This window comes from Paenibacillus sp. plas6, assembly GCF_057221655.1.
Map to the genome: position 1 here is coordinate 419,666 of NZ_CM170151.1, position 23,811 is coordinate 443,476.

The following is a 23,811-nucleotide window of genomic DNA, read 5'->3' on the forward strand; positions in this document are numbered from 1 at the left end:
GAACTGAATATGAACAACAGATTACAAAATAGTTGATAATATCCAGTTATAACAAAAAACTTTCGTCTGTAGCCTTTTGCACTCACTACAGACGAAAGCTAACTTATTAAGTATGATCAGTTTTTACTTAAATAATCCAGTAAGCGAATAATGATCGTTAATGCTTCTGCTCTTGTTGCTATTCCATTGCCATCGAAAAGATTATTTCCTTTACCAGAAATGAGACCTGCTTTTACTGCCGCTGCAACTTCCTTCTGTGCCCAGCTTGGAATATCTGCAGCATCTTTAAAGCTTAGCGAAATAGCTTCTTCGGTATTTAGCTTTGCTGCACGAGCAACGATAACAGCTAGCTGTGTGCGAGATAGTTGACCTTCTGCTCTAAAGCTGCCATCGGCAAAGCCTTGAATTAGTCCTGCTGTAACAATACGTCCAACATGCTCTTTTGCCCAGTTTGGAATGTTGGCTGCATCGCTAAAGGTTGTTTTCCCATTTCTGTCTAGCTTCAAGGCACGGCTAAGCATGACTGCAAATTCTCCGCGTGTTACAGTTGCATTTGGACGGAAGGTACCATCAGCATAGCCAGTTACAATTCCTAATCTCACTGCTCGAGTAATACTTGTTTTGGCCCAGTGGTTTTCTATATCACTGAATTCAACATTTTTAGTTGTCACACTGGAAGTTGACTCATTAGTTGTTGACTCCCCATTGTTGGTACTTGTCTCCGTTTCAGTTGCTTGCTCGTCTTTATCAGCTTTCTCCTCATCAGTCTGCTCTGTTGTGCCGCCTGGATGTGGTAAACCCGGAGCATCAGGAGTAAAATCTGCACCAGGCACTTGCGGATCACTAATATAAATAGCAGCCCCTTCGTCAAATTTGAACTGAATATCGTATGAATAATGGTAATTAACCTCTGGCCAGTCTACTTTTACCCATCCATCTAACGTTTGGGACAAATCATTTAGCGTAAAGCTGACAACACGTTGATTTTTTTTAGAATCTGAGCTTACTACACTGCCGCTGCTTCCATTAATTTTCAGACCAGTTATCTCTTTGCTGCGCAACACGGTAAACATTACTGTTTTCGAGTTGCCTTGCACTTTTACTAATGCTTCAGTTACCACATAAGTCTCTGCAACTGATGAATTCGTTGTTCCATATTTATAAATATGGAATGGCATTAAATAGTATCCGTTGGCAGGGTATACTGGATCCCCTGGGTTTGTTGGATTCGTTGGGTTACTTGGATTAGACGGATTTGGATCTGTTCCTCCGCCCGTTGTATCATTAAAGATGTTTAATGCGCTATTTAGCGCTTGATAAGCTTCATCGGTTGTTGCTTGCTGCGATGGCATACGTGTTGCTTCCTCATTTGCTCGTTGTATAGCTCTAGCTAAAGCATCAAGCGCAACTGTGTAATTTTGATTATTACTGTCACTGCTTGCCACTTTATTATAAGCTGCTTGAGCTGAAACAATTAACTCATATAATTGCGTGTTGTTCACATTGTTAAAGTTCAAGCGAATATTGTACGTTTGATCAAGGCTTTGTGATTGATCGACAACTTGCAGCTGAGCATCAAGCAACTGACTTAAGCTATTCGTTTTAAAGCTAAAGGTGCGTGTACCACTGGCTTCATCTTTTTCCACATTCGCAGCAGTAAATTGCTCTCCATCTTTTATTTTTAATGCTGCAATATGGCTGCTGTCTTTCACAGTTAAGCCAACTTGAATTTCTCCCTCATCATTTGTTTTCACCAATGCTGGTGTATCAAAATATTGCTGGAATGAAGAGAAAGCATCTTTATCTGCCTCAGCAGTTGTAACATAACTTAACTTCGTTTCAGCTGAAACGAATGTATCGATCGCTTCTTGCAAATTCGCTTTTGCTTTTAGAATTGTTGGTCGATCTGCAGATAGCTGTTCCGCTACCTCTTTAGCATCTGCTATTGCTGTTTTAAGCAGTTGAATATAATGTGCAGAGTGTTGACCTACTGCTATTCCTTCTTCTGCATTAGCTAGCAGCGCATTCGCATCTTCAATGAGTTGCTGCAACTCTTCTAAGTATGCTTTATTAAAGCTAATATAAATCGTTTTACGTTCTGCTTCTGGCAATTCAGTTGGATATTGAAGCCTCCATAGTCCTAACCATACATCATCTGAAATACTAGCTGCTCTTATTTGCGTTTGGAACACCTTAATGACATCGGCATTCTCACCTTCAAGTACAGCCTTAAACTGCGGGGTATTGCTTACATCAACATGATTTACTCGAGGAGCGGCAGTTGAAATCCAACTGTTATATCCGCCATTTGAAGTACTTGCTTGGCGAATAGATGAATCTGTAAGTTTGTTTTCATGGTCGTAAAAAGCAATATGCGCAAATGTCTGATAATAACCCGGTCCTGCTTGTTGCAGCAAAACCGCATTAGAGCTAATCTCATCTGCATATGGAGAAATGTTAGCATCCTTTTCAAGTGAATCCAGTACTAGCAATTCAATGTCTTGAGCAATCAATCGTTGCTTTTCATATAACTCCCATGTGCTTATTTTACTAAGATTATTATAAGCAGCAGTGACCTGTGAATTTGATGCAAATTGATCATCTACAACTAGCTGTGCTTCAGCTAATTTCTCTTTAACTTCCGTTACTGGTCCTTTGTAGCCAATTTCACGTCCATAAAATGTTTGTGGTAAATATTCTCCGTGAGCTACAGCAAATCTTTTAATATCACTAGGTATGCCTGTCTCATGTACACCAGCATCAGCTTTACCTTCTACCCATTCTGTAGCTTCAGCGATTAAGTCAATAAGAGCGGTTTTGTCTACAACAACTTTAGAGTTTTTAAATTTGATAATTGCCTCTTTGACAATTGTATATACTGCCTTTAGCATATCACTGTTGCCTGCAGCTTCCGCCACTAAGCTTTCTGCAAGTTGCAACTTGCTTAATAAAGTCTCCTTTGAATTGACAGGATAAGCCCCATCGTACTCTCCTTCAACTGCTTCTTCATGCAATTGATACCCTTCTGCGATTAACTTTGCAACCATATCTTCGCTAACTTGACTGTCGTTATCGTTTCCGTTTCCATTTTCGCCATCACTATTGTCTTCAGGTATTGTAATATTAGAAGTATAAATGACGATTTGAACGTTATACCAATGATTATATATGCTGCCTAGTCCAAAGGAATCCTCTTTGTCATTAATATGGATTAAGGCATCCTGCTTTTGCCAAACATCTTCAATTGCCAATGATAAGATTACATAATCTCCTTCTTCTCGCACCTGCACAGGCTGGTAGCCTTCCATTCCGACAATGACTGTTTCATTGTTTTCATTAGTAATGACTGCTTTATCTGCACCAGATTTTCTTGTTCCTAAATATTCAAACGTCTTATAAACGTTTTTCGTTACTTTGTGTTCCAGCATTGCCTTGCCGTTTATAATAATGAGCTTTGCTCCATCATGAACCATAAAGGTATCAGCTGCTGACGGATCATTCGTGCCATCCTTAACATAATCAAATTCAACATCGTATGTACCATCAGGAAGTGGCGTATTTGGTTCTACATACGCAAACGCTGAACTTGGGATTGTTAATGTAACTAGCAATGCAATCGTTAAAAATATAGCCAGTACGTTATTTGTTGCTCTCAACTTATTAGTCTCCTTTTCTTTTAAAATTACAAAAGTTATTGCAAGCTAAATAATATCCAAGTATTAAACTATAGGCATTCCTCCTTTACTAAACGATTTAATAAGAAAAAACGATTTGAATCGTATTCAGGATAATGATAATCATTATCACTATTAAGTAAAAAAAATATTAGCTGCCAAATCTAGCCAGTATCATACCCTAGAATTATGAACTAAATATGAACAATAGATTACAAATCACATTATTTTATCCAATTGAATTAAAGAACACGATAAAGAGCGTTCTGTAAAAACAGAGCGCTCTTGTATAGATGTATTATTTGCTTAGCCCCACACCAATGTTAGTGGGTACCAAGCATTGTGCCAAGGAGCTACAACAACATGCAATGTTAACTCAATATTTGATGAACTGCTGCCAGGGAATGTAAAAGTAGTTGTATTCGTTGTTGCATTGTACACACCAGTATAGTAATCTCCATCAACTTCGATTTCAGGAAAATAGTTACCGGATAACGTGATTGTTACATTGCCATCAGAAACTGTGGCATCAGCAGCAATATAGCCGCTGGAATGAGCATGATAGCTGCCGTTATACTCAAAGTAATAGTTATATGAATTGTAAGGATTTGCAAACGCTGAAGCAGCCAATACTAACATAAGCATTAAAGCAAACATTGCCAGACCAAAAGATCTTTTCATAGTTTTTACCATCGTTCAAACACTCCTTCTTTTTCATAAAAATAACTATAATAGCTTGCTGTGTACACATGTTGTTAGCCTCTTTCATTTTTAATGAACGAAGCTATAATCAAAGTATTAACTGCAGGCATTCCTCCTTAAAGATTGATTTGCACTGGAAGGCTGCATTATTGTTTTTTTAGATAATGATAATCATTATCATCAAAGTGGTAAAAAAATATTTCCCAGCAACTCCAGCTGTTAATGAGTATACAACTCTTCTATGAACAGAATATGAATAAAAGATTACAAAAAAATAGAGCCTCTAGGGCTCATAAAATTAATTTAAATATTTATCTAAACAATAAACTAATCTACTTTTAGATTGATAGAAAATACATTGTTGTCAATAGAATTAATGTTTGATTCCATTCGTCCTACATCAGTACTAATGTTATCGACATCGTATCTAATACTGTCTAAATTAGAATCGATTGACGATAACTGATCATCGATCGAGCTAGTATTACCCTCGATGTTACTTAACTCTTCCTTAATATCATTCAGTGTTTCCTCCATACTTTCCATTCTGGAGTTCATTCGTCTAACTTCATTTAATAATTCAGATAGTAACTCAATCGTAGGGTCCACAATATTCATCGTTCATCCACCATTTCTGTCGAAAGTTGTCTGTCTAGCTCTAAATATATTTTTGATGAAAATGATGAAGTTGTCAACTAGCGGGTTGCAGCTCATTTCTTAACAGCAAGAAGGGTGAAAAGCTTTAAAGCTCTCACCCTTCTTAATTGTTTTAGGTCATTGGGGGACTATCCTTTTAAATCGGTGAAATATTTCCATCATATTGAGTTTAAAGCATTGTAAATAATGACTGCTGCTTCTGCTCGGCTGGCATTTTCTTTCGGAGCGAATTTGTTGTTACCCACTCCATTGATAATGCCTGTCGCTTTCATCGCAATGACGGCTTTTTGGGCATAAGGAGAAATTTGCTCCTGATCGCTAAACAGTGTCGTACCTGTTGATGCGGTTTCTAATTGTAAATATTCCATAACCATATACACCATCATTGCCATATCTTGTCTAGTTATAGCTTCATGAATACCGAAGCTGCCATCTGGCTTACCGCTTACGATGCCTAGCTTTTGAGCAGTTGCCACTTGAGCATAATACCATGCGCCTTCTTTTACATCGCTAAAGCTGCTTCGAGCAGTTTCATCTGTTAAGTCAAACGCATTTATCAGCATCGTAATAAATTCAGCACGAGTGACTTGATCATTTGGTTTAAATAACTCTTCACTTTTGCCTTTTACAATGCTTTTTGCCGCTAATGCTTCAATCGCATCTTGCGCCCATCCCAGTGTTATATCAGTGAAGCTTGTTTTCACATGGGCTATAGCAAATTTGCTTAAATGATTTGGCTTAAAGATGATTGTACCAGCAGCTGAATTATATTGAGCATTTCTTTCAACTGTTAGCTCTCCGTTGTCTTTAATCCAATATACAATAATTTGATTTGGCTTTTCGTCCACTTTTAGCTTATATGGCAATTCAATCATTAGATCACTTCTGCCGTCAAACTCCGTAATTTTCTTTCCATTAATCTCTACATAAATTTCATATATCGGATTGCCATTTAACTGTGACTGAAGCTCACTTGATAAAGAAGAATGATGAACCTTTTTCACAACGAGTTTCATAGTTTCAGCTTTATTTGCTGATTTCGTAATGATGTCTGTTGATAATGTAATTGTGGCAAGCCCGCTGCTAATCACAATGCTCTCGATAAATGCACTTCCGTTTTTGATACTATCGTTAATTGGAAATTCAATAGAAAGCTCACTCATTTGCCCGTTTGCTTCAATAGCAATGTGTAGTTCGTTACCTTGTGTTTGTTCGATTGCTCGACTCATTACATCGGCGTTAAGTTTTATTGCAGCTTCACCATCAGCATTTAAGCTCGGTTTAATTGTTATCTCACCATTTTGCTTAACTTGAACCTCTTCTGTTGATGTGACAGGTGTTTCTGAACTATCGCTGACTGGACTTGAATTGCTTGGCCGCACAGGAGTTCCAGCGACAACAACTCCAGCCGATTCATTACCGGCATTGTCTACCGTTACAATGATAAATTCATAGCGTTTACCATTCAATAAACCAGTAAAGGTATGGCTTACTTGCTCCTTACTTAATTCGACCGTCGCAATGTCTATTGCGCTGTCACCATGTCCGCTTATTTTTATTTTAGCAAAGTCAGGATCAATAGGATTAATCCATTTAAGCGTTAATTTGGTGTTGCCAACCTCAACTTTTACATTAGAAACTGCTCCTGGTGGAGTCGTATCCCGATCATCAGGACCGCCTGGGGTTTCTCCTGGATCATCTGGAGTTTCTCCCGGATCATCTGGGGTTTCTCCTGGATCATCTGGGGTTTCTCCTGGATCATCTGGGGTTTCTCCTGGGTCATCTGGGGTTTCTCCCGGATCATCCGGGGTTTCTCCTGGGTCGACTGGTTCCTCTGTATCAGCTTCTACTGTAATGATTGCCGAGGCAGTAAAGCCTCCATCTGCTGTTTTTACCGTAATTGTTGCTGTACCCCGAAGAATCGCTGTTACAGCTCCATTTTCATTAACAGTAGCTATCGATTGATCGCTTGAACTCCAGCTTACAGCTTTATTCGTTGCGTTGGCTGGTTGCACAGTAGCGGTTAATTGCAAGGTTTCGCCAACTTTTATTACAGCTTCATTGACATTAAGCTCGACACCCGTAACCGCAACTGGAGCTGGTGCTAAATATTTGGCATAAATTGCGTCATACTCACTTTGAGTAATTGGTATTACCGTTCCATGTCTAGGGCTTGTAGGCAAACTATAGTTAGAGGATAATGTCCATACGCCAGAATCAAGATCGGCGGATTCAAATGGAATATATCCTCTGCCGCCAAATTCATCAACAAAGAGATACCATTTGTCCTCTGTATTTGATTTAAAGATTGTTGGTCCTTCCACCCATTTAATATTACCGACTCCTTGATTAATCATCTCGAAGTTCGGATCTAAGATTGAACCGCCTTTTTCTTGGAAAATCATTTTTCCATATGGACTAGCTGCTTCATTGTTACGTTCATCTTTTGAGAATCTATAAATTTTACCGTTATGCTCAATCATTGTTGTATCGATAACAGAGTAACCGTAATCGATATAAATTTTCGGCTCGGTAAAGGTATAGAAGTCTCTCGTTTTGCTATACATAATTCTTTGATAAGCACTGCCCGTATGCTCTGGATTGTCATATAGCTTAGAAGCCCAGAAAACAATGTATTCGCCAGTACTATAATCATAAATGACTTCTGGCGCCCAAGTATTACCAGCTGTTTCAGGTGCAACCTCAACCATACGCTGCTCGCTCCAATTGATTAAATCATTAGACTCCCAAACCATAATAGAGCGGCTGCCCCATTGTTGCGCTCGCGTCCAGTTGCCATTGCCATAAATTCTTAGATCCGTAGCGATCATATAAAATTTATCGCCCTCTGGAGATCTGATAATAAACGGATCTCTAACTCCCATTTCACCTAAATGAGAGGTCAAAACCGGATTTCCGTTATTTAACTCATGCCATTGCAGCGGATTATTGCCATTACTTAGCGCAAAGTAAATTTGCTCTCCATTCGCTTTGCCTTCACCTGTAAAGTAGGTGAAGAAGTAACCTGCATAAGCCTCCTGCTTTGGCAGCTCTTTAACTACTGCAATAAATTCCTTTGTTGCAGTTGCACTGTTGCGCTGAATCGTTGCAGTTAGCTTGACAATAGTATCGCCGCTGCCATTTACTGGACGTGTAACCTCTCCTGTTGAAGTGATAATTTCATTATCTGAGCTCCAAGAAATACTTGAGCCGTTTGCACCTTTCGTTGGTAAAGTTAGATTGCCTCTTACGTCATGAATGTTATAGACAACTAGTGCATCTTTATCCAATTGAACGGCTTGCTCATCATTCGGTAATTTAATAACCTTCACTTCAAAGCTTCTTATCGCTAATGCTTTGCCGTCCGTTAGGCTGGCTGTTAATGTGATAATTTGATCGCCTGCTTCATAGTCAGGTCTTGTAACAGCACCGCTATTGCTAATTACGTCAGGATTTGAGGAAGTCCAAGTAATCGTAGTACCATATGCCCCGCTGCTTGGTAATACTAGATTGCTAACAATACTATCCTTACTATCATTTTCACCAAGAATATCATTATACGACAACGCAGCCGCAGCAGCTTCAACGAATACACTTCCCATTTTCTGGATTTTTCCGTCTGCTTCTTGTTTTAGCTCTACAATATCAGCCGCATTCAAGACACCATCATAAATTCGGAAATCTGCAATCATTCCGCCAAAATATGGGTCAGCCGCATAGAACGATCTGCCGAGATAACCGCTAATTCCTGAAGTTGCTTTAATTTGCTGGAGTGAATATCCATTAGTCGAACCAGTAGCAACAAGTACACCATCAATATAAAGCGATAATGTTCCAGTTGAGCCTGACAGAACAGCAGTAACGAGCTTCCATTGGTTGGCAGGTAATGCAGTTGCATATCTCGCCGAGGTTTCATCTCGCCAGCCATTCGTCGCAATTCCTAAGCGCATAGAGCTGTCAGCATTATATCTCGGTGTAAAATACGTATAATGAGTTTCTGTATTCGCTCTGCCGAGTGCATATAGCCATTCTGCAGAAGCTTTGCCGCTCCAGTTAACTAATGTGGAGACTGTCATATCCGTTAAGTTATTTAAAATCCCCGCTGGCAATTCAATATATGAATTTGTTGTACCTCCTGCAAAGCTAATTACGCCAACCTCTGTGGAATGAATCCATTCAGATTTATCTGAATTCACCCAAGTGCCATCATAATTTCCAGTTTGGTCTTTCACAATATTCCCTGCAATATCCCTCATATCATAATGCAGAATTAACTCAGCATCGGTCGGTTCTTGCACTGGCGGCTCCACATCTTGATCTGCTAATGCAGCTACTTCCGTTGCGGATAATGCACGATTATAGATACGGAAATCATCAAATTTACCATCAAACAAGCTGTCTTCACTGCGTCTTGATTTACCGATATAGTTCATTGTCGTTTCAAGCAGCATTCTCGGCTCAACATTATAAGTTGAGCTTCTAGCAACTTCTTCACCGTTAACGTATAACACTGCATCAAATCCATCGATCGTAATCGCAATATGCTGCCATGCATTGGTCGGAAGTAAAGAGTTGCCTCTAAGTGCATACTTATAGCTTGCTGAAAGATTGCTGCTGTCATTGCTGAATTTCTCAGTAAATGGTGTAATAATGGCAAATTCGAGAGTACCAGTATCGCCTTGTGTGCTTAAATACATTGTATTGCGATTCACCAGTCTGCCAGTGTCAGAAGCAAAATCAAACAGGCGTTGTTTGCTTTGATTTTTATCTAATTTCACCCAAGTTGCAAATGTTGCTTTTTCAAGATTTAAACTTTGAATGATATTGTCTGGCAGCTTCACATAGCCTGTTGAACCATCAAGCTCTAATGCCCCGCCATTTTCACCAACTTTATCTTCGCTGTTAATGGTTGCCCCGCCAATTAATGTTGCATCATAGCCATTCCCAGAAACGTCAGTAATCGTCGTTCCATTAACCGTATTCGGATCAAATGTATAATGCACGACCGGCTCATCGGAGATTTCTGGACCAGGAACACTATATTTTTCTTGAAGTGCTTCATATTCTGCACGTGAAATTGGAATAACAGTTCCGTGACGTGGACCTGGCGGCAAAGCATATTGTGAGCTGTCCAACACATTATTTTTATACTGCTCGCCATCATCTAAATCGGTTGTATAACGAACATGATATGGCCAAGAATCAAGGAATAAATACCATTTATCTTCTTTCAAGTCTTTAAAGATCGTTTGACCTTCGTTATTCCCGCTATGCCCGATTAAGCCTTGGTTACCGTTTCGCGTGCCTTCTACTGGCTCATACTGGAAGCCATTTTCCACAATCCCATCCTTGTCATAGTAGAAATGATCGGCTTTTTCTACATATACTTTATAGTTAACCTCAGACTTAGTTAAGCGATAAAGCGTGCCATTATGTTCAATAAAAGTTGTATCAATGGTCGGTAACGATTCATCGATCATTACTTTCGGTTCAGAGAAATTGTAGAAATCACGTGTTGTTGCATAATACATGACATTATATTGACCATTTGGTCGTCCATTAGGATAACTGCCATACGTATCGCTATCTTTCATTGACGAAGCCCAGAAAACAATATATTCACCTGATTGTTCATCGTATATCGCTTCAGGCGCCCAAGTGTTTCCACCATTTTTCGGAGCTACCTCTACCATTCGTTGCTCGCTCCAATTAACAAGGTCATCAGATTCCCAGATCATAATGGAATGACTGCCTGTAATTTGTGCCTGATCGAAGTTAGTGCTCTCACCCATTTTCAAATCAGTCGCTAACAAATAGAACTTATCGCCTTCATGTGAGCGCATAATAAACGGATCACGTACCCCTTTTTCACCTAGTGTTGATTGAAGTACTGATTTACCGTTGTTTAATGCTCTCCAATATAAAGGATCCTCCGCAGTAGCAAACGATATTTCTTCTCCTCCTTCATACTCCCCCGTAAAATATGCAAAGAAATATGCATCGTAATCTACTGGATCAGGAGCTTTCACCACTGTTACATGGAAAGTCCGTTCTGCTGAAACATTGCCGCTAGAAACTGTTGCAGTTAACGTTACATACGTATCTGTTGCTTGACGTACCACCCAGCCAAGCTTTTTCTCATCTTCTGCAGCTTCAGCAGTGCCTTTAATTACATCAGAATTGCTTGAAACCCAAGTAATCGTTGAACCATGTTTTCCTTGAGTAGGTAATCTTAGATGTCCTTTCACATTATTTGCATGATAAATGATTAACTCTTGCGCATCTAAATCAACAATTTGCTGATCATCATATTCCTTTAATACTGTTATTGGGAATATCTTGGATACAGATACACCTTGGTATGATACAGTCGCTGTAAGTTCAACTAGAACATCAGCAGCATCTACTGCAGGACGCATTACTCGACCGTTGTTTGCTAATACATTTGGATTGCTAGAGCTCCAAGAAATAGTTACCCCATTTTTTCCTGTTACAGGCAACGTTAAGTTTTTCGTTACACGCTCCGCACTATTATCGCCTTCACCCAAATAATCAAGAATATCTAATGCATTTGCGGCATCCTCAACCGTAAGCTGACGAATTTGTGCAATTTGATTTGCGCCTTCAATATCATATAACTCACTCGCTTGCTGATCCGTAAATGCAACGTTATAAACTTTGAAATCAGCGATACTGCCCTGTAAATATGGGTCATTCGTAAAGATTGATTTTCCTAGAAAGCCAGAGAACGATGCATTAGGATCGATAATTTCCGATAGCTTAAGCCCTTTCGCACTGCCGCTTGCAACCTTTACACCATCTACATAAAGACTTAACATATCTGTTGCTTCAGAGAAGGATACTGTAACATGCTTCCATTGACCGCCAGCTAAATAAGAGTTTGGAGAACCAGTTACAAGCGCCTCATTGCGCCAACCATTTTTCGATATTCCTGCCGCAATTTGATTACCGCTACCAGAGCCATGACGTGGAGTAACAAAGAAATATTTATTCGTTTCTGACGTTAAAGCAGTTCCGAATCCGAATATCCAGCGATTTGTTCCGTCATTTGTCCAGTTAACAATCGAAGAGACAGTAATTTCATTTAATCCATCAAGTAAATCTTGATTGTTAGAGCCTTTAGGAATTTCTACGTATGCACTGTTAGAGCTAGAGCTGCCGCCATTAAACGATACGAATCCAACATCATGGTTAGCAATATGCTGTCCATTGCTCGCATTTCTAAATATTCCGTCAAAAGTTACCGCATGATTAGCAACATCTTTTAAGATAAGCTGACCATTAATCGTATCTGTTGTTTTCATATCATAATGGAGAATCAAATGCTCTGGCAGCACTGCGTCTTTAACAGAGATAGTTGCATCCGCAGTAAATCCTCCATCCTCTGTAGTAACCGTGATCGTAGCGACACCTGCACTAAGAGCCGTTACTTTACCGTTTTGATCAACAGCGGCAACATCAGTATCGCTAGAACTCCAAGTTACTTGTTTATTAGTGGCATTGCTAGGGAAAATTGTTGCAGTCAACGTTTCACTTCCTCCAACTGGTATAACTAAGCTCGCTTTATTTAAGGTCACTCCTGTAACTGCAATTGGTTGAGCATACCTCGATAAAACGGTTACAATAAACGCTTTAGTTGTTTGACTTTCACCTAAAGTAAGCGTAGCCGTTAATATCACTTGCTGTTCTTCTTCGGGCAAATTTACCTCGCCAGCCGAACTAATAATCGATTCATCGCTAGATTGCCATGATATTGATACTCCGCGACTATCTGATGTCGGCAAAGCAAGATCGCTTGCAACTGCTGAAAGCTCACCTAAAGTAAGCTCTTTTTTACTTTCGTTAAGCTGTTTTTCGTTCAGTGATTCTGTATAAATGTTAGCTACTTCTTGTTCGCTTAACGCTTCTCCTATAATTCTTAAATCCTGAAAGCTACCTGCAAAGGTATGGTCGCTAATATAATTAGAGCGACCGATATAAGCGTTCAAGCCTGTCCCAAAGCTGCTTACCGTTTTTGACTTATTCGCAGTTCCGATGTTTTGACCATTAATAAAGCCTGTAATTGTTGTTTCTGTTATAACTGTTGTGTAATGAACCCATTGATCATAATATTGTGTCGTTGAAGCAGAAGTAACACCGACTTCTGTTGTCCATGGTTGGCTGGCATTATTGGAGTTGGTAAAAACTGATTTAAAGTTTCCTGACGGGTTGGTCGGATTAAATAGCCAATAATTCGTCGGAACATTATTCGAAGCAGGGGTACCAAAAAATAATGCAGAATAATTCCCGCTTGGTGTATTGCTTTTAATCCAAACAGAAATTGTTAAGTTTTCTTGATTATCAAATAGGCCATCAGGAAGCTTAACATAATTTGAATTACTATTGCTTCCTCCCGGTAAAGTCAGGCCATCATCATACGTAATATTTCCAACCTCTTGGCCATGCATATCGTTGCCCGATATGTCGAGTACATCTTCAATTAATGGATAATGAGCTAAATATTGAAATGAAGCGGCATGTGCCTGATTACTTAATGCTGGTATAAGATTAAACCAACTACTAAACATAAGGAGTAAAGCCAATCCAACGATAGTAAATCGTCTTTCCATAATGCTCTTCCCTTCGTTTATTTTTAGTATGAATAGTAGAATGATAAGTCCCGCTAAAGTTATTCTCTGTATCACCTCACTTCTTTAAAGTGTTATCAGCTATCAATTCCTTTAAAAAGTATGCGCTTACATATTTATTTCATATTAGGTCGTTCCGGCTTATAAAACAATGAACTATCTTTTTATTAAGTTGCAATTTTTTATTCTATTTTCTCTATTTCAAAAAATAAGGTACAGTTTTATCGGATATTTTTGCTAAATCGCACCCTCTTTCGGAGGGATTATTTTGTACAAAGAAAACAGATTACCACAAAGTAAAAAAGAAGGATTATTGTTTATGCTTATCGTTTCAATCATCTCGGTTAACACGATTGCGCCGCTGATTTTTGGGTTGGAACGAGGCTTCAGCCAAGCGAATTATATTGAAACGCTGAAAATAATTCCTATTATGTGGGTAATTGTCGTTTGTCTAGTGCAATTTGTTGCAAGTCCATTAGTTCACAAAATTATGCCTAAGTTTGTAGGAAAAACAGATGGCTTTAACGCAAGAGTATTGCTTAACCTTGTGTTAAATGTTACGATTTTATCCGTGCTGTTAACAATTATTGGAACTTGGATTGGTACACGACAAATCAGCTTATATCCTTTCCAACATTTCTTCCAAATTTGGTTTAGAAACTTCGGTGTTGCTTTTTGGATTGAATTGTTGATTGCCCAGCCAATTGCTAGATTTGTAATGGTAAAAATTCATGAGGCGAGAGAGCGCAAATTATAAGCTGCAAATTCGAAAGATGCAGCATAACAATAAGAAGGTTGCTTATGTAGTCAGAATACTGACGCATAAAGCAACCTTCTTTTGTATAACTAAAACATTAGCTAAACCATTTCAAGTATAGCTGAATAGACGGTAATAAATATAAGGAACTATCATATGCTTTAGATGAAAGCAATTATTGCTTGATAAAATGTTGGAGAGCTAGTCTTCCTTTCAGCATGTGCATCATAGCATGGAGCGAAAAAAAAGAGCCTCGCCTGCCTCAAGTTCTCTCGAGGCAAGCTAGCTCATACGCCTTGCAATCAAATTGTATATCGTTCCATATAATGGAAGATTGATGCGCATCGTTAAATCTTTAGCTCTCCCATTTTTATTAACTCGACAACTGCCTGCGAACGACCCTTTACATTGAGTTTTTGCATGACGTTACTGATATGATTTCTCACCGTTTTCTCACTAATAAAAAGCTGCTGAGCAATATCTCGTGTTGTTTTATCCTGTACGAGGAGCTCGAATACTTCACGTTCGCGGTGAGTCAAAAGAAACTTGCTTTTATGGTCGTTGTCCCTCAATTTGTTTCAGCCCTCCTTGCCAGGGTTTTTTTGTCTACCAAGGTCAAGGGATACAGTCAAAATATCATATGTTTTTGTTAAGAGGTTTGTTACCTATAACAAAAAAATGGGCTTTCGCATCAACTACTCGCGAAAAACCCATTTTTTCATTCCTGTAAACTGTATAACAATAACGATAGCCGTAGCAACTAGCTTACTCCAAAGCTCAGACCAAGCAGCAAGCTCAATCAATAGAGCAATAATTATGCTAGATAGTAGCAATGTTACCCCATTCCAAATGACAAAGCGCAGAATTGTCTCTGATGCACGCTGTTTTTTAGTATTTGCCTTATCCTTAGAGTTTCTGCGAAACGTTACATTATTGTTCCAAAGATAACTATTTAACATCCCCGCACCATAAGATAGTACATTAGCTAACACATAATAAACAGACAGCTTGATTAATAGCCAAAATACTACTAAATCTACTGCTGTATTCATCACACCAACTAAACCAAATATAATAAATTGCAACGCGATTTTCTTGCGACCTGCTGCTGAATCCTCTGCTTGCTGCTTAACGTCCGCTTGTTTCTTCGCTTGTTCTAATTCCGTCATCCATATTCCTCTATTCCCTACTGCTGTCGGATTGGAATTTTGCTGTACTGCCAGCTTCTTCAGCAACTTGCTGACCGATTCGCTCACGTACAATATAAAGTGGACGATTTTTTGTTTCCTCATAAATACGTCCAATATACTCTCCAATTACCCCTAGCAGAATAAGAATTATTCCATTAAACAGAAGGTTAATCGCTACAATACTTGCCCAACCTACTGTGGTTGAATCTGTAAACAGGCGTTGATAAAGTACGATAAGCAAGTAAATAAAGCTTAAAAACGATATTGTAAAACCGACATAGCTGGCTATTCGCAAAGGCTTAAAGGAAAAGGACGTTATCGCATCCATTGCAAAACGAATCATTCGCTTAAGCGGATATTTTGTCTCCCCAGCAAACCGCTCCTCCCGAACAAATTCTACACTTGTTTGCTTAAAGCCAATCCAGCTTACAAGTCCGCGAACAAAACGATTTTTCTCTTTTAATCCTTTCAGAACATCGCACACTTTACGATCAATTAAGCGAAAATCCCCTGTATCTGCTGGTATATCAACATTTGTCAGCATACGCAACGTGCGGTAAAACAGCATAGCGGTTGTTTTCTTAAACCAGGTTTCCCCTTTACGTTTAATTCGTTTGCCATAAACAACCTCATAGCCCTCACGCCATCTTTCTAGCATCAACGGTATTACTTCCGGAGGATCCTGTAGGTCTGCGTCAATAATAACGATCGCATCACCACGTGCATAATCCATACCTGCTGTAATCGCTATTTGATGTCCAAAATTACGTGAGAAGTCAATTAATACAACTTCAGCGTGTTGCTCGGCAATTTCCTTAATAATTTGTGCTGAACGATCTTTGCTGCCGTCATTTACAAAAATAAGCTCGTAGCGTTCATTTGTGCTGTCCATAACTTCCTTCAACCGAGCAAACGTAGTGCTTATTACTTCTTCTTCATTGTACATTGGCACAATTACACTTATTAACGCAGACATTCAAGTCCTCCTATAACAGATAATGTGATGTTCATTTGTCCTTGTCTTATCGCTTGACAGTTTAAAACAGCCATGAAGGGAACCAACGCAATATATTCGTAATATAGCTCTCAGACACCATCATTCCTGAAAGCGCAGGATAGAACATAATAAATAGCACAGTTGCTGCACCGATAAACATATAGCGAATTTTGCTGCTCCATCGATAGTGCTCCTCAAGCAGCATAAAAATATACATGATGCTTATCGTCATAAATGGCACCATTGCAAAATAATGATATAGGAAAGTTTCACGAGGTACAAGCATCCAAGGTACATATTGTGAGAAATAAGCAATGACTAGCATCGTAGCCATGCCATCCTTACGGCGTATGCTAAGTACAGTCGTTGCTAGAATTGTAAATACTCCTGTCCACCAAATTAATGGGTTGCCAAATGCAGCAATAGTTGAACGCATACCCTCTAACGGCGCAGAATCTAGAAAATACCAAACAGGTCGTTTCATAAATGGCCATTCCCACCATGAAGAGGAGAATGGATGTGACGATACTAAATTGCTATGGTAATTATACATATTGACCTGATAATTAATTAAGGCTTTAAAAGTATAACCACTAGGTTCAGCATTAAGTACAGGAATATAAGAAAGAGCATAAATCCCTGCAGGGATTACAATATAAAACAGCAAGCATATCGCTAACGTGGCAATCGTCTTGGGCATAAATGCTTGACGAATTGCTGTTGCTCGCTGCTTCATACCTTCAGTAACATGTGCAAATACCAACTCATTGTTGTCATTCGTCTTTGATTTGGTACGAGCTTTCCCCTTCTCTTTTTTAGGAGAAACAGCCTGTTCGCTTAGTTCAGCAGCGTCCTTCTTTTGCATACTCTCGTTCAAAATGATTGCTGCACTGCGATATTCTGAATAACGGTGCAAAAGTGAGATCGCAAGCATTATAGCTAAACCAGCACCACCATATAATACAATCCATTTGGAGGCAACACCTAGACCAAAAAATAGTCCAGCTAAGCCAAGTGGAATAAATGTTTTCCATAAGCGATCGCGATAAAAATTCATTCTTGCATACAAATTCATAAAATAGAACATCAACATAATAAACAGCACGCCATAAACATCAATCGTCGAAATTCTTGTTTGCGTAAAATGCATAAAATCTACTGCAAACAATATGGTAGCTCCTGCTGCATAGCTTGTTTTACGGAAAATCGCTTTAGCCATCCAGTATATGATTGGCAGCATCAATACGCCGCAAAGTGTTCCAACAATGCGCCAGCCAAATGGACTAAGTCCAAACAACTTAATTCCAATAGCGATTAACAACTTACCAAGCGGTGGATGTGTACTTTCATAAGCTTGAATACCTTCCAAATGTTCAAAAGCAGTGCGCGCATGATATATTTCATCAAAATAACTGCCGACCTTATAGGTGTGATGGAAAGGAACAATATTCTGCTCATCGGTCAAATTTTTTGCTTCCCCGCGAGTTGCCCCTTGCGGAGCATAAATCTCTGCAAATTTCAAAGGCAACGGCTCCTCTGAATTTTGCTCAAACACACCAATTTCGTGGATACTGAATCCTTGCTTAATTGCTTGAAGCTTAATATATCGTGCATTTAAAGCAATATCCGTTTCCTTCCATGAAAATACTGCGACATGATCGTGATTAATAAGTTGCTCGTCAGTCCAGTTTATTCTGTCATCAGAGAAAGAAAATGAATATTCACCGCTCCCTACACCACCAAAGGCAATAATACGCTGTAACGGCTTACTTTCCTCAAGATCAAAAATGATATAGTCCTCTGCAGTTGCTGGCTGCCACGCAGTTTTCGGTCCATCCGTGCTGCCAAGATTAATAAGTGCCACAATTGTATAAATCGCGGTCACTGCCGAAACAATCAACCAGTCTTTACGTGTCATGCCAATGCTATACCATTTTCTATCTGTGCCTTCTGCAGATTCCAATGCAGTCATCTTTTCGATAGCTTTCGCACGCTGATCCTGTTCGCTTTGCAGCTTTAACTCATATATATTGCCGCGTACATAAAGATCATAGCCTACAAACAGCATTACTAACGTCAACAGTACGTTTACAAATGAACATACCACTGTCATAACATCATTCGGTACAAAGGTTGTCGTTTCACTATATTCAAGAACAATATATAAATTAATAAAATTCGTTGCCGTAAAGCCATAGCTTAAATATAGCAAACGTCGATCTTTACTATACACAAAAGCCATTAGAAGCAGCATAACGACAGAAAACATATAGCGCTCATGCATTTTAGTTACAAACATAAACACAATGCCAATTAATGCGGCAGCAATAAACCATAGCGACTGATTTTTCAGTTCAGCTTTCGCCGCAATTCCGATATAAGCTGCGTACACAACGGCAAACGCAATAGCTGCCCAGCCAAGAACGGAATAAATGGAATGGTCTGCCAATGATACCCAATTTAAATTAAACAGCATGTACACATTAAAGGCATTAAGCGTCGTATATGCATAAGAAGATAAAGTGCTACCGTATAGCTTAACAAGCTGGACAATACCGTCCCCCCTTAAGAACAACGGCAGTGAAAGCAGTAAAAAACTGCCAAATCCCCATGCAGCACTGTAAGCTACCATTTTCCAGCGTTTACTATACCATAACGCTAAAAAGACAATTGGCATAAAGATAAATGCCTGCGGCTTAAGTAATGCCGCTAGGGCAAAGGCAAGTGAAGCTTTGCTAATTTTCCCTTCGATAAATAATCCAATGCTAAGGACAATGAGCAATGTAAAGATGGAATCAATCTGCCCCCAAACTGCTCCGTCATATAAGACAACAGGATTAAGCCAATAGAGCAGCATAATGCCAAATGACCAAGACAAGCCAAATCGTTTACTGGCTAATTTATATATGTAAATCGCAGCGATTAAATCTGCAATGATAGCTGGTAACTTGTATAAAATTAAGAAACCTGTTCCGCCATATTGTATGTCAAACAGCTTTTGAATAGCTGCAACAGCATATAAAACATATAAATAAGCAGGCGGGTAATCTAAGAAAAAGTCACCATGGTATAAATTAAGCAACCCTTCATTAAATGCATAGTTACCCCAATAATGAAAGAGCGATAAATCATTTACATATCCTTGATTGGTTCCAGCTAAATATAAGCGCAAAATTAAACCGAGGAACAACACGATTGTTAGACTCGACAAACTAGACTTAAGACGGTTTTGCTGCTCCATTAGCTGATTCGTGCTAAAAGCAAAATGATGAATTAAACCAACAAATACGCCAAACAAAAAAATAGATAAAAGTGGAACAACGGTGGATATATGAGGCTCAACTTGCTCCTCCTGTGCATAAGCGGGTATTGCAGCAAATAGTAGAATGAAAAATAGCGCACATACTGTGAATGCTCTATAGGAGCGATTCGACAGTAACGATGCTATATGATGCTTCATCGCTACAGCTCCTTTTCTTCGTGGTTTTTTTGTAACCCTTTATAAATATATCATGTTTTACAAAAAAGACGCAGTGAGCAGAATTACAGCTTTTCGCCTTTCTACTCAACTACGCCGATGCATTTTATTAATTATAATTTAATAATCGAAGTCGGGATAATCCCTGCCTGCTTACAAGCGGTGTAGATAATAACGACGAGCGGCCCCAGAAATACACCAATCACGCCGACAAGTTGCAGTCCTACATAAAGACTTATTAATACGGATAATGCGCTAATTCCAATTGAATCACCAAGCACCTTTGGCTCCACAATTCTGCGAAATACCGTAATAACAAGAAACAACAATACTAGTCCGATCGCTGTAAACAAATCGCCCATAAATAAGCAATATGCTGCCCATGGTACGAGCACAGAACCGGTACCTAAAATTGGAAGAATATCAACGATGATAATTAGTAACGCAATTGCCATCGGATATTTCACATTAAGGATAAGCAAGCCTACTAGAGATAACACATAGGTCATCGCACTTAAAATAATTTGAGAGCGCAAAAAGCCAAAAATCGAATTTTTAAGCTTTTCAAGCACAGAGCTGACCTTATCGCGAGAATCTTCATGAAAGAACGATAACACAGAATTTTTCAGCGTATCTAGGCTGAAGCTAAACATATACACGGCAACAATAAATACAATAAAGAAAATAAACAAATTTGGCACGCTTGAGATTAAGCCGCCCATTTTGCCTGAAAGACCAATTGCTTGCTTCGTTAGCCATTCAAAAAATGTTTGCGTATATTGCTCAATCGACTCTACCGTTTCTGGCGGTAGGTTTTCATAAGTTTTTCTCAGCTCAACTAGCCAACTTTCAGCAATGCTGCTTAGCTCAGAAAAATATCTCGGCAGCTTTTCAACAAAACCAATAACCTCATTCAGCATCTTTAAGCCAATCAATACCATTAAGCCTAATAAAACAATAGTAAACAGCGTGCAGGAAATAATTGCCGAGATTAGCCGATTGAAGCGAAATCTCTTCATAAACAGTCCATTTAATGGCTCTAAAAATATTGCAATGACTAATGCCAGCAGAAAGGGAGCTCCTGCTGTAAACGATAAATATAGTAGCCCTAATGCAACTGCAATTGAGAGCATAGCACGTACAGACAACAGCATCACTTCCAATTCATTTTTAATCGACTATCGCTTTTCTCGTTAAAAAATCTACATCTTTATAATACATATTTTTCACTAATAAATTCGGTCCACAGCAAGAAACAGCAGGACAATAGCAGTTAACACTTTGTGCTAATGGATGCTGAAGCCATTTATCAAAAATATAATCCAGCTTAGAATCAAAAATATTGCCAAACGCAGGAATATCTGCAAAGTCAGTCACAAATACCTCACCTGTAAACAGGTTAACATTTAGACGGTTGCGACCATCAGGATCATTGCGAACTGTTACATTTTTCTCCTTGGCAAGTCGCGCTAACAGTTTACGCTCCTCAGGATCGTTGCTGCAATGATAAAACGGCAATGTACCGAACAGCATCCAAACATTTTGATCTCTTGCATCAAGCAGCGTTTCAATTGCCTTGCGCATTTCTTCCTTAGATAGCATTGGCAAATCTTTAGCGAACGAGCTTGGATACATTGGATGCACTTCATGACGTTTACAGCCCATTTCGACAATTAGCTCGTGAATACGCGCAATTTTGTGATGAGTACGATAATTAATCATCGATTCTGCAGAAACAAGCACTCCTGCTTCACTTAGCCGTTTTGCATTATCTATCATCCGATAATACAGTTTTTCTGCTGCTTCATAAGATACGGCATGACCAGACTTCGCAAAGCCGACTTCATGAAAATCCTTTGGCTCAATATAGTTAAACGAAATATGCATAACATCCAAATAGTTTGCAATTTTCTCGTAGCGTTCAAACGGAAGCGTGACATTGGAGTTGATTTGCGATCTTATCCCGCGTTCACGTGCATATTTCAGCAAAGGAACGATATATTCATCAACCGTTTTTTGCATAAAGGTCGGTTCGCCGCCGGTAATGCTAATCGTTTTTAAATGCTCTACTTCATCCAAGCGCTTAAGCATTAACTCTAGTGGTATTTTTTGCGGCTCACGCAGCACAAGAGTATCTCCTACAGCACAATGCTCACAACGCATATTGCACAAATTAGATACCGTCATTTCCACACTCGTCAGCTTATGTTTACCAAATTGTTGTAAGGAATGGATCGTTTCCCAAGGATCGTAGCTTGGGGACAAAGGTATTAAAGTTTTCATCATTATTGTATTCGCACCTTATTTTCTTTTATTACATATCTATTGTAAAGGTCAGTCGTAATAGAAGCAAATAGAATCATCATTTTATAAAAAATTTTACAAGCTTAGCCAAACAAAGAAAGCCCATTTCTTCTTGGAGCTGCTGCACATTTTTTCGAGCAGATTCAAGAAAAATGGGCCTATGTCAAAATGATTCAAGCTACCTAATCCCGATAACCTTCCCCATTAACCTTCGTTATAGTGACATCAAGTACTTTGGACATATCAACCTCATAAGGCGTATTCAAATCTTCACCCGCTTCATTGGTCAGCACCCGTACAATTGGGCGATGAGGATAACTGGCATTGTAATCGGTAACGACACCGCTCTCCCCTGTGCTAAGCGTTACTGTAATGCCCACTGGATAAATCACAACTTTATCGCGAAAATGTTCGAGCATCCATTGCTCGTATAACGTATCAGAACCAGCATACAAATTTTCAACAGCCATATGCGGCAGCATCGGTTTACTATAAACTCGACTTGTTGTCATCGCATCATATGAGTCAACGATGCCAATCCATTTGGCATGCTCCATAATTTCTGAACCAACTAAGCCTCTTGGATAACCGCTGCCATCAATTCGTTCATGATGCTGTAAAGCACAATGAGCTACAGACAATGGTAGATTAGGCTCATCCTTTAAAATCTCGAAGCCTCTAATCGTATGAAGCTTCATCTCCTCATATTCTTCTCTAGTTAAGGAGTCCGCCTTTTTTAATATTTCTTCAGATATTTTGATCTTACCAATATCATGCAACAATGCTCCTAAACCTAAATTCATCGTTTGTTCACGTGAATAACCGTGGCTAATTCCTAGGACGGTTGAATAAACGCACACATTTAACGAGTGCTGGTATAAATAATGATCAACGCTCCCCATGTTCATTAGCATGATCATGGCGTCTTTATTATGCGATATATCATCAATAATGAGATCCATAACTTTTTTTAATGGCTGGGCAATAAATGGTCGTGTAGCCGTTTTATGATTGTTAACAGGCTCCATCATTATTGCAAAATTTCTTCGTATTTCTCTCACTGCATAAGTAAATGTTTCATCACTAATTAAAGGCTTATTAATAATATCCTCTGTGCGCGGATCGTGAATATACACGTATTGAACATTGCATGCTTCTAGTCGCTCGATCAAGCGCTCTGTCAGCTCCATATTTTCACCAAGAAGCACTATTCCTTCTTCGCTGAAAATCCGTTTCGCCAGCTTCATACCTGGCTTACATTGCTTTATAGTAAGCAGACGCATACTTCCGATCCCTTCTATTGTTGTACTAATTAAAAATAACTCATTAACTCTAATGACGAAACTTATCCGACTATAGTACTAAATTAAAATATATATCGACATTTAGCAACATATTTTATAC

General features: G+C 39.0%; 12 protein-coding genes. 1 reads left to right on the forward strand and 11 read right to left on the reverse strand.

The features are described 5' to 3' along the window. Nucleotides 1–116: 116 nt before the first annotated feature. The 4 genes from AC2TDL_RS02085 to AC2TDL_RS02100 form a co-directional block, all read right to left on the reverse strand. A complete protein-coding gene (locus tag AC2TDL_RS02085) occupies nucleotides 117–3,656 on the reverse strand; it encodes an NEAT domain-containing protein (RefSeq protein ID WP_484698431.1) in 3,540 nt (1,179 codons plus the stop codon). A 324-nt stretch (nucleotides 3,657–3,980) separates the two neighbouring features. After that, nucleotides 3,981–4,367 (reverse strand): hypothetical protein, encoded by a 387-nt coding sequence (locus tag AC2TDL_RS02090; protein WP_484698433.1) that lies wholly within the window; start codon nucleotides 4,365–4,367, stop codon nucleotides 3,981–3,983. Nucleotides 4,368–4,703: 336 nt separating this feature from the next. After that, nucleotides 4,704–4,994, reverse strand: a complete 291-nt coding sequence (locus AC2TDL_RS02095) for a hypothetical protein (RefSeq protein WP_484698435.1) — start codon at nucleotides 4,992–4,994, stop codon at nucleotides 4,704–4,706. A 197-nt stretch (nucleotides 4,995–5,191) separates the two neighbouring features. Then, complete coding sequence (locus AC2TDL_RS02100) at nucleotides 5,192–13,663, reverse strand: immunoglobulin-like domain-containing protein (RefSeq protein WP_484698436.1); 8,472 nt, start codon at nucleotides 13,661–13,663, stop codon at nucleotides 5,192–5,194. Nucleotides 13,664–13,949: 286 nt separating this feature from the next. On the opposite strand from AC2TDL_RS02100, the gene AC2TDL_RS02105 reads away from it, so the two are divergent. Then, a complete protein-coding gene (locus AC2TDL_RS02105; RefSeq protein ID WP_484698437.1) occupies nucleotides 13,950–14,438 on the forward strand; it encodes a DUF2798 domain-containing protein in 489 nt (162 codons plus the stop codon). Nucleotides 14,439–14,785: 347 nt separating this feature from the next. On the opposite strand, the gene AC2TDL_RS02110 is transcribed toward AC2TDL_RS02105, so the two are convergent. The 7 genes from AC2TDL_RS02110 to AC2TDL_RS02140 form a co-directional block, all read right to left on the reverse strand. Then, nucleotides 14,786–15,010 (reverse strand): helix-turn-helix domain-containing protein, encoded by a 225-nt coding sequence (locus AC2TDL_RS02110; protein WP_213513698.1) that lies wholly within the window; start codon nucleotides 15,008–15,010, stop codon nucleotides 14,786–14,788. Between the two features lie 123 nt (nucleotides 15,011–15,133). Next, nucleotides 15,134–15,694, reverse strand: a complete 561-nt coding sequence (locus AC2TDL_RS02115) for a GtrA family protein (protein WP_484698438.1) — start codon at nucleotides 15,692–15,694, stop codon at nucleotides 15,134–15,136. Next, on the reverse strand, nucleotides 15,618–16,604 hold the full coding sequence (locus tag AC2TDL_RS02120) for a glycosyltransferase family 2 protein (protein WP_484698440.1): 987 nt from the start codon (nucleotides 16,602–16,604) through the stop codon (nucleotides 15,618–15,620). The genes AC2TDL_RS02115 and AC2TDL_RS02120 overlap by 77 nt, the downstream gene beginning before the upstream one ends. Nucleotides 16,605–16,665: 61 nt before the next feature. Further along, entirely contained in the window at nucleotides 16,666–20,085 is a 3,420-nt protein-coding gene (locus AC2TDL_RS02125) for a glycosyltransferase family 39 protein (protein WP_484698442.1), read from the reverse strand. A gap of 131 nt (nucleotides 20,086–20,216) precedes the next feature. Beyond that, a complete protein-coding gene (ytvI, locus tag AC2TDL_RS02130) occupies nucleotides 20,217–21,236 on the reverse strand; it encodes a sporulation integral membrane protein YtvI (protein ID WP_484698444.1) in 1,020 nt (339 codons plus the stop codon). A gap of 37 nt (nucleotides 21,237–21,273) precedes the next feature. Further along, nucleotides 21,274–22,389, reverse strand: coding sequence for a radical SAM/CxCxxxxC motif protein YfkAB (gene yfkAB, locus AC2TDL_RS02135; protein WP_484698446.1), 1,116 nt, complete (start codon nucleotides 22,387–22,389; stop codon nucleotides 21,274–21,276). A 200-nt stretch (nucleotides 22,390–22,589) separates the two neighbouring features. Then, entirely contained in the window at nucleotides 22,590–23,690 is a 1,101-nt protein-coding gene (locus AC2TDL_RS02140; RefSeq protein ID WP_484698447.1) for an HD-GYP domain-containing protein, read from the reverse strand. Nucleotides 23,691–23,811 lie beyond the last annotated feature (121 nt).

Coding starts and splice junctions, on each gene's coding strand:
- ytvI (WP_484698444.1), bottom strand. CDS start 21,236: ATGCTCTCAATTGCAGTTGCATTAGGGCTACTATATTTATCGTTTACA.
- AC2TDL_RS02100 (WP_484698436.1), bottom strand. CDS start 13,663: ATGGAAAGACGATTTACTATCGTTGGATTGGCTTTACTCCTTATGTTT.
- AC2TDL_RS02120 (WP_484698440.1), bottom strand. CDS start 16,604: ATGTCTGCGTTAATAAGTGTAATTGTGCCAATGTACAATGAAGAAGAA.
- AC2TDL_RS02140 (WP_484698447.1), bottom strand. CDS start 23,690: ATGCGTCTGCTTACTATAAAGCAATGTAAGCCAGGTATGAAGCTGGCG.
- AC2TDL_RS02095 (WP_484698435.1), bottom strand. CDS start 4,994: ATGAATATTGTGGACCCTACGATTGAGTTACTATCTGAATTATTAAAT.
- yfkAB (WP_484698446.1), bottom strand. CDS start 22,389: ATGATGAAAACTTTAATACCTTTGTCCCCAAGCTACGATCCTTGGGAA.
- AC2TDL_RS02090 (WP_484698433.1), bottom strand. CDS start 4,367: ATGGTAAAAACTATGAAAAGATCTTTTGGTCTGGCAATGTTTGCTTTA.
- AC2TDL_RS02125 (WP_484698442.1), bottom strand. CDS start 20,085: ATGAAGCATCATATAGCATCGTTACTGTCGAATCGCTCCTATAGAGCA.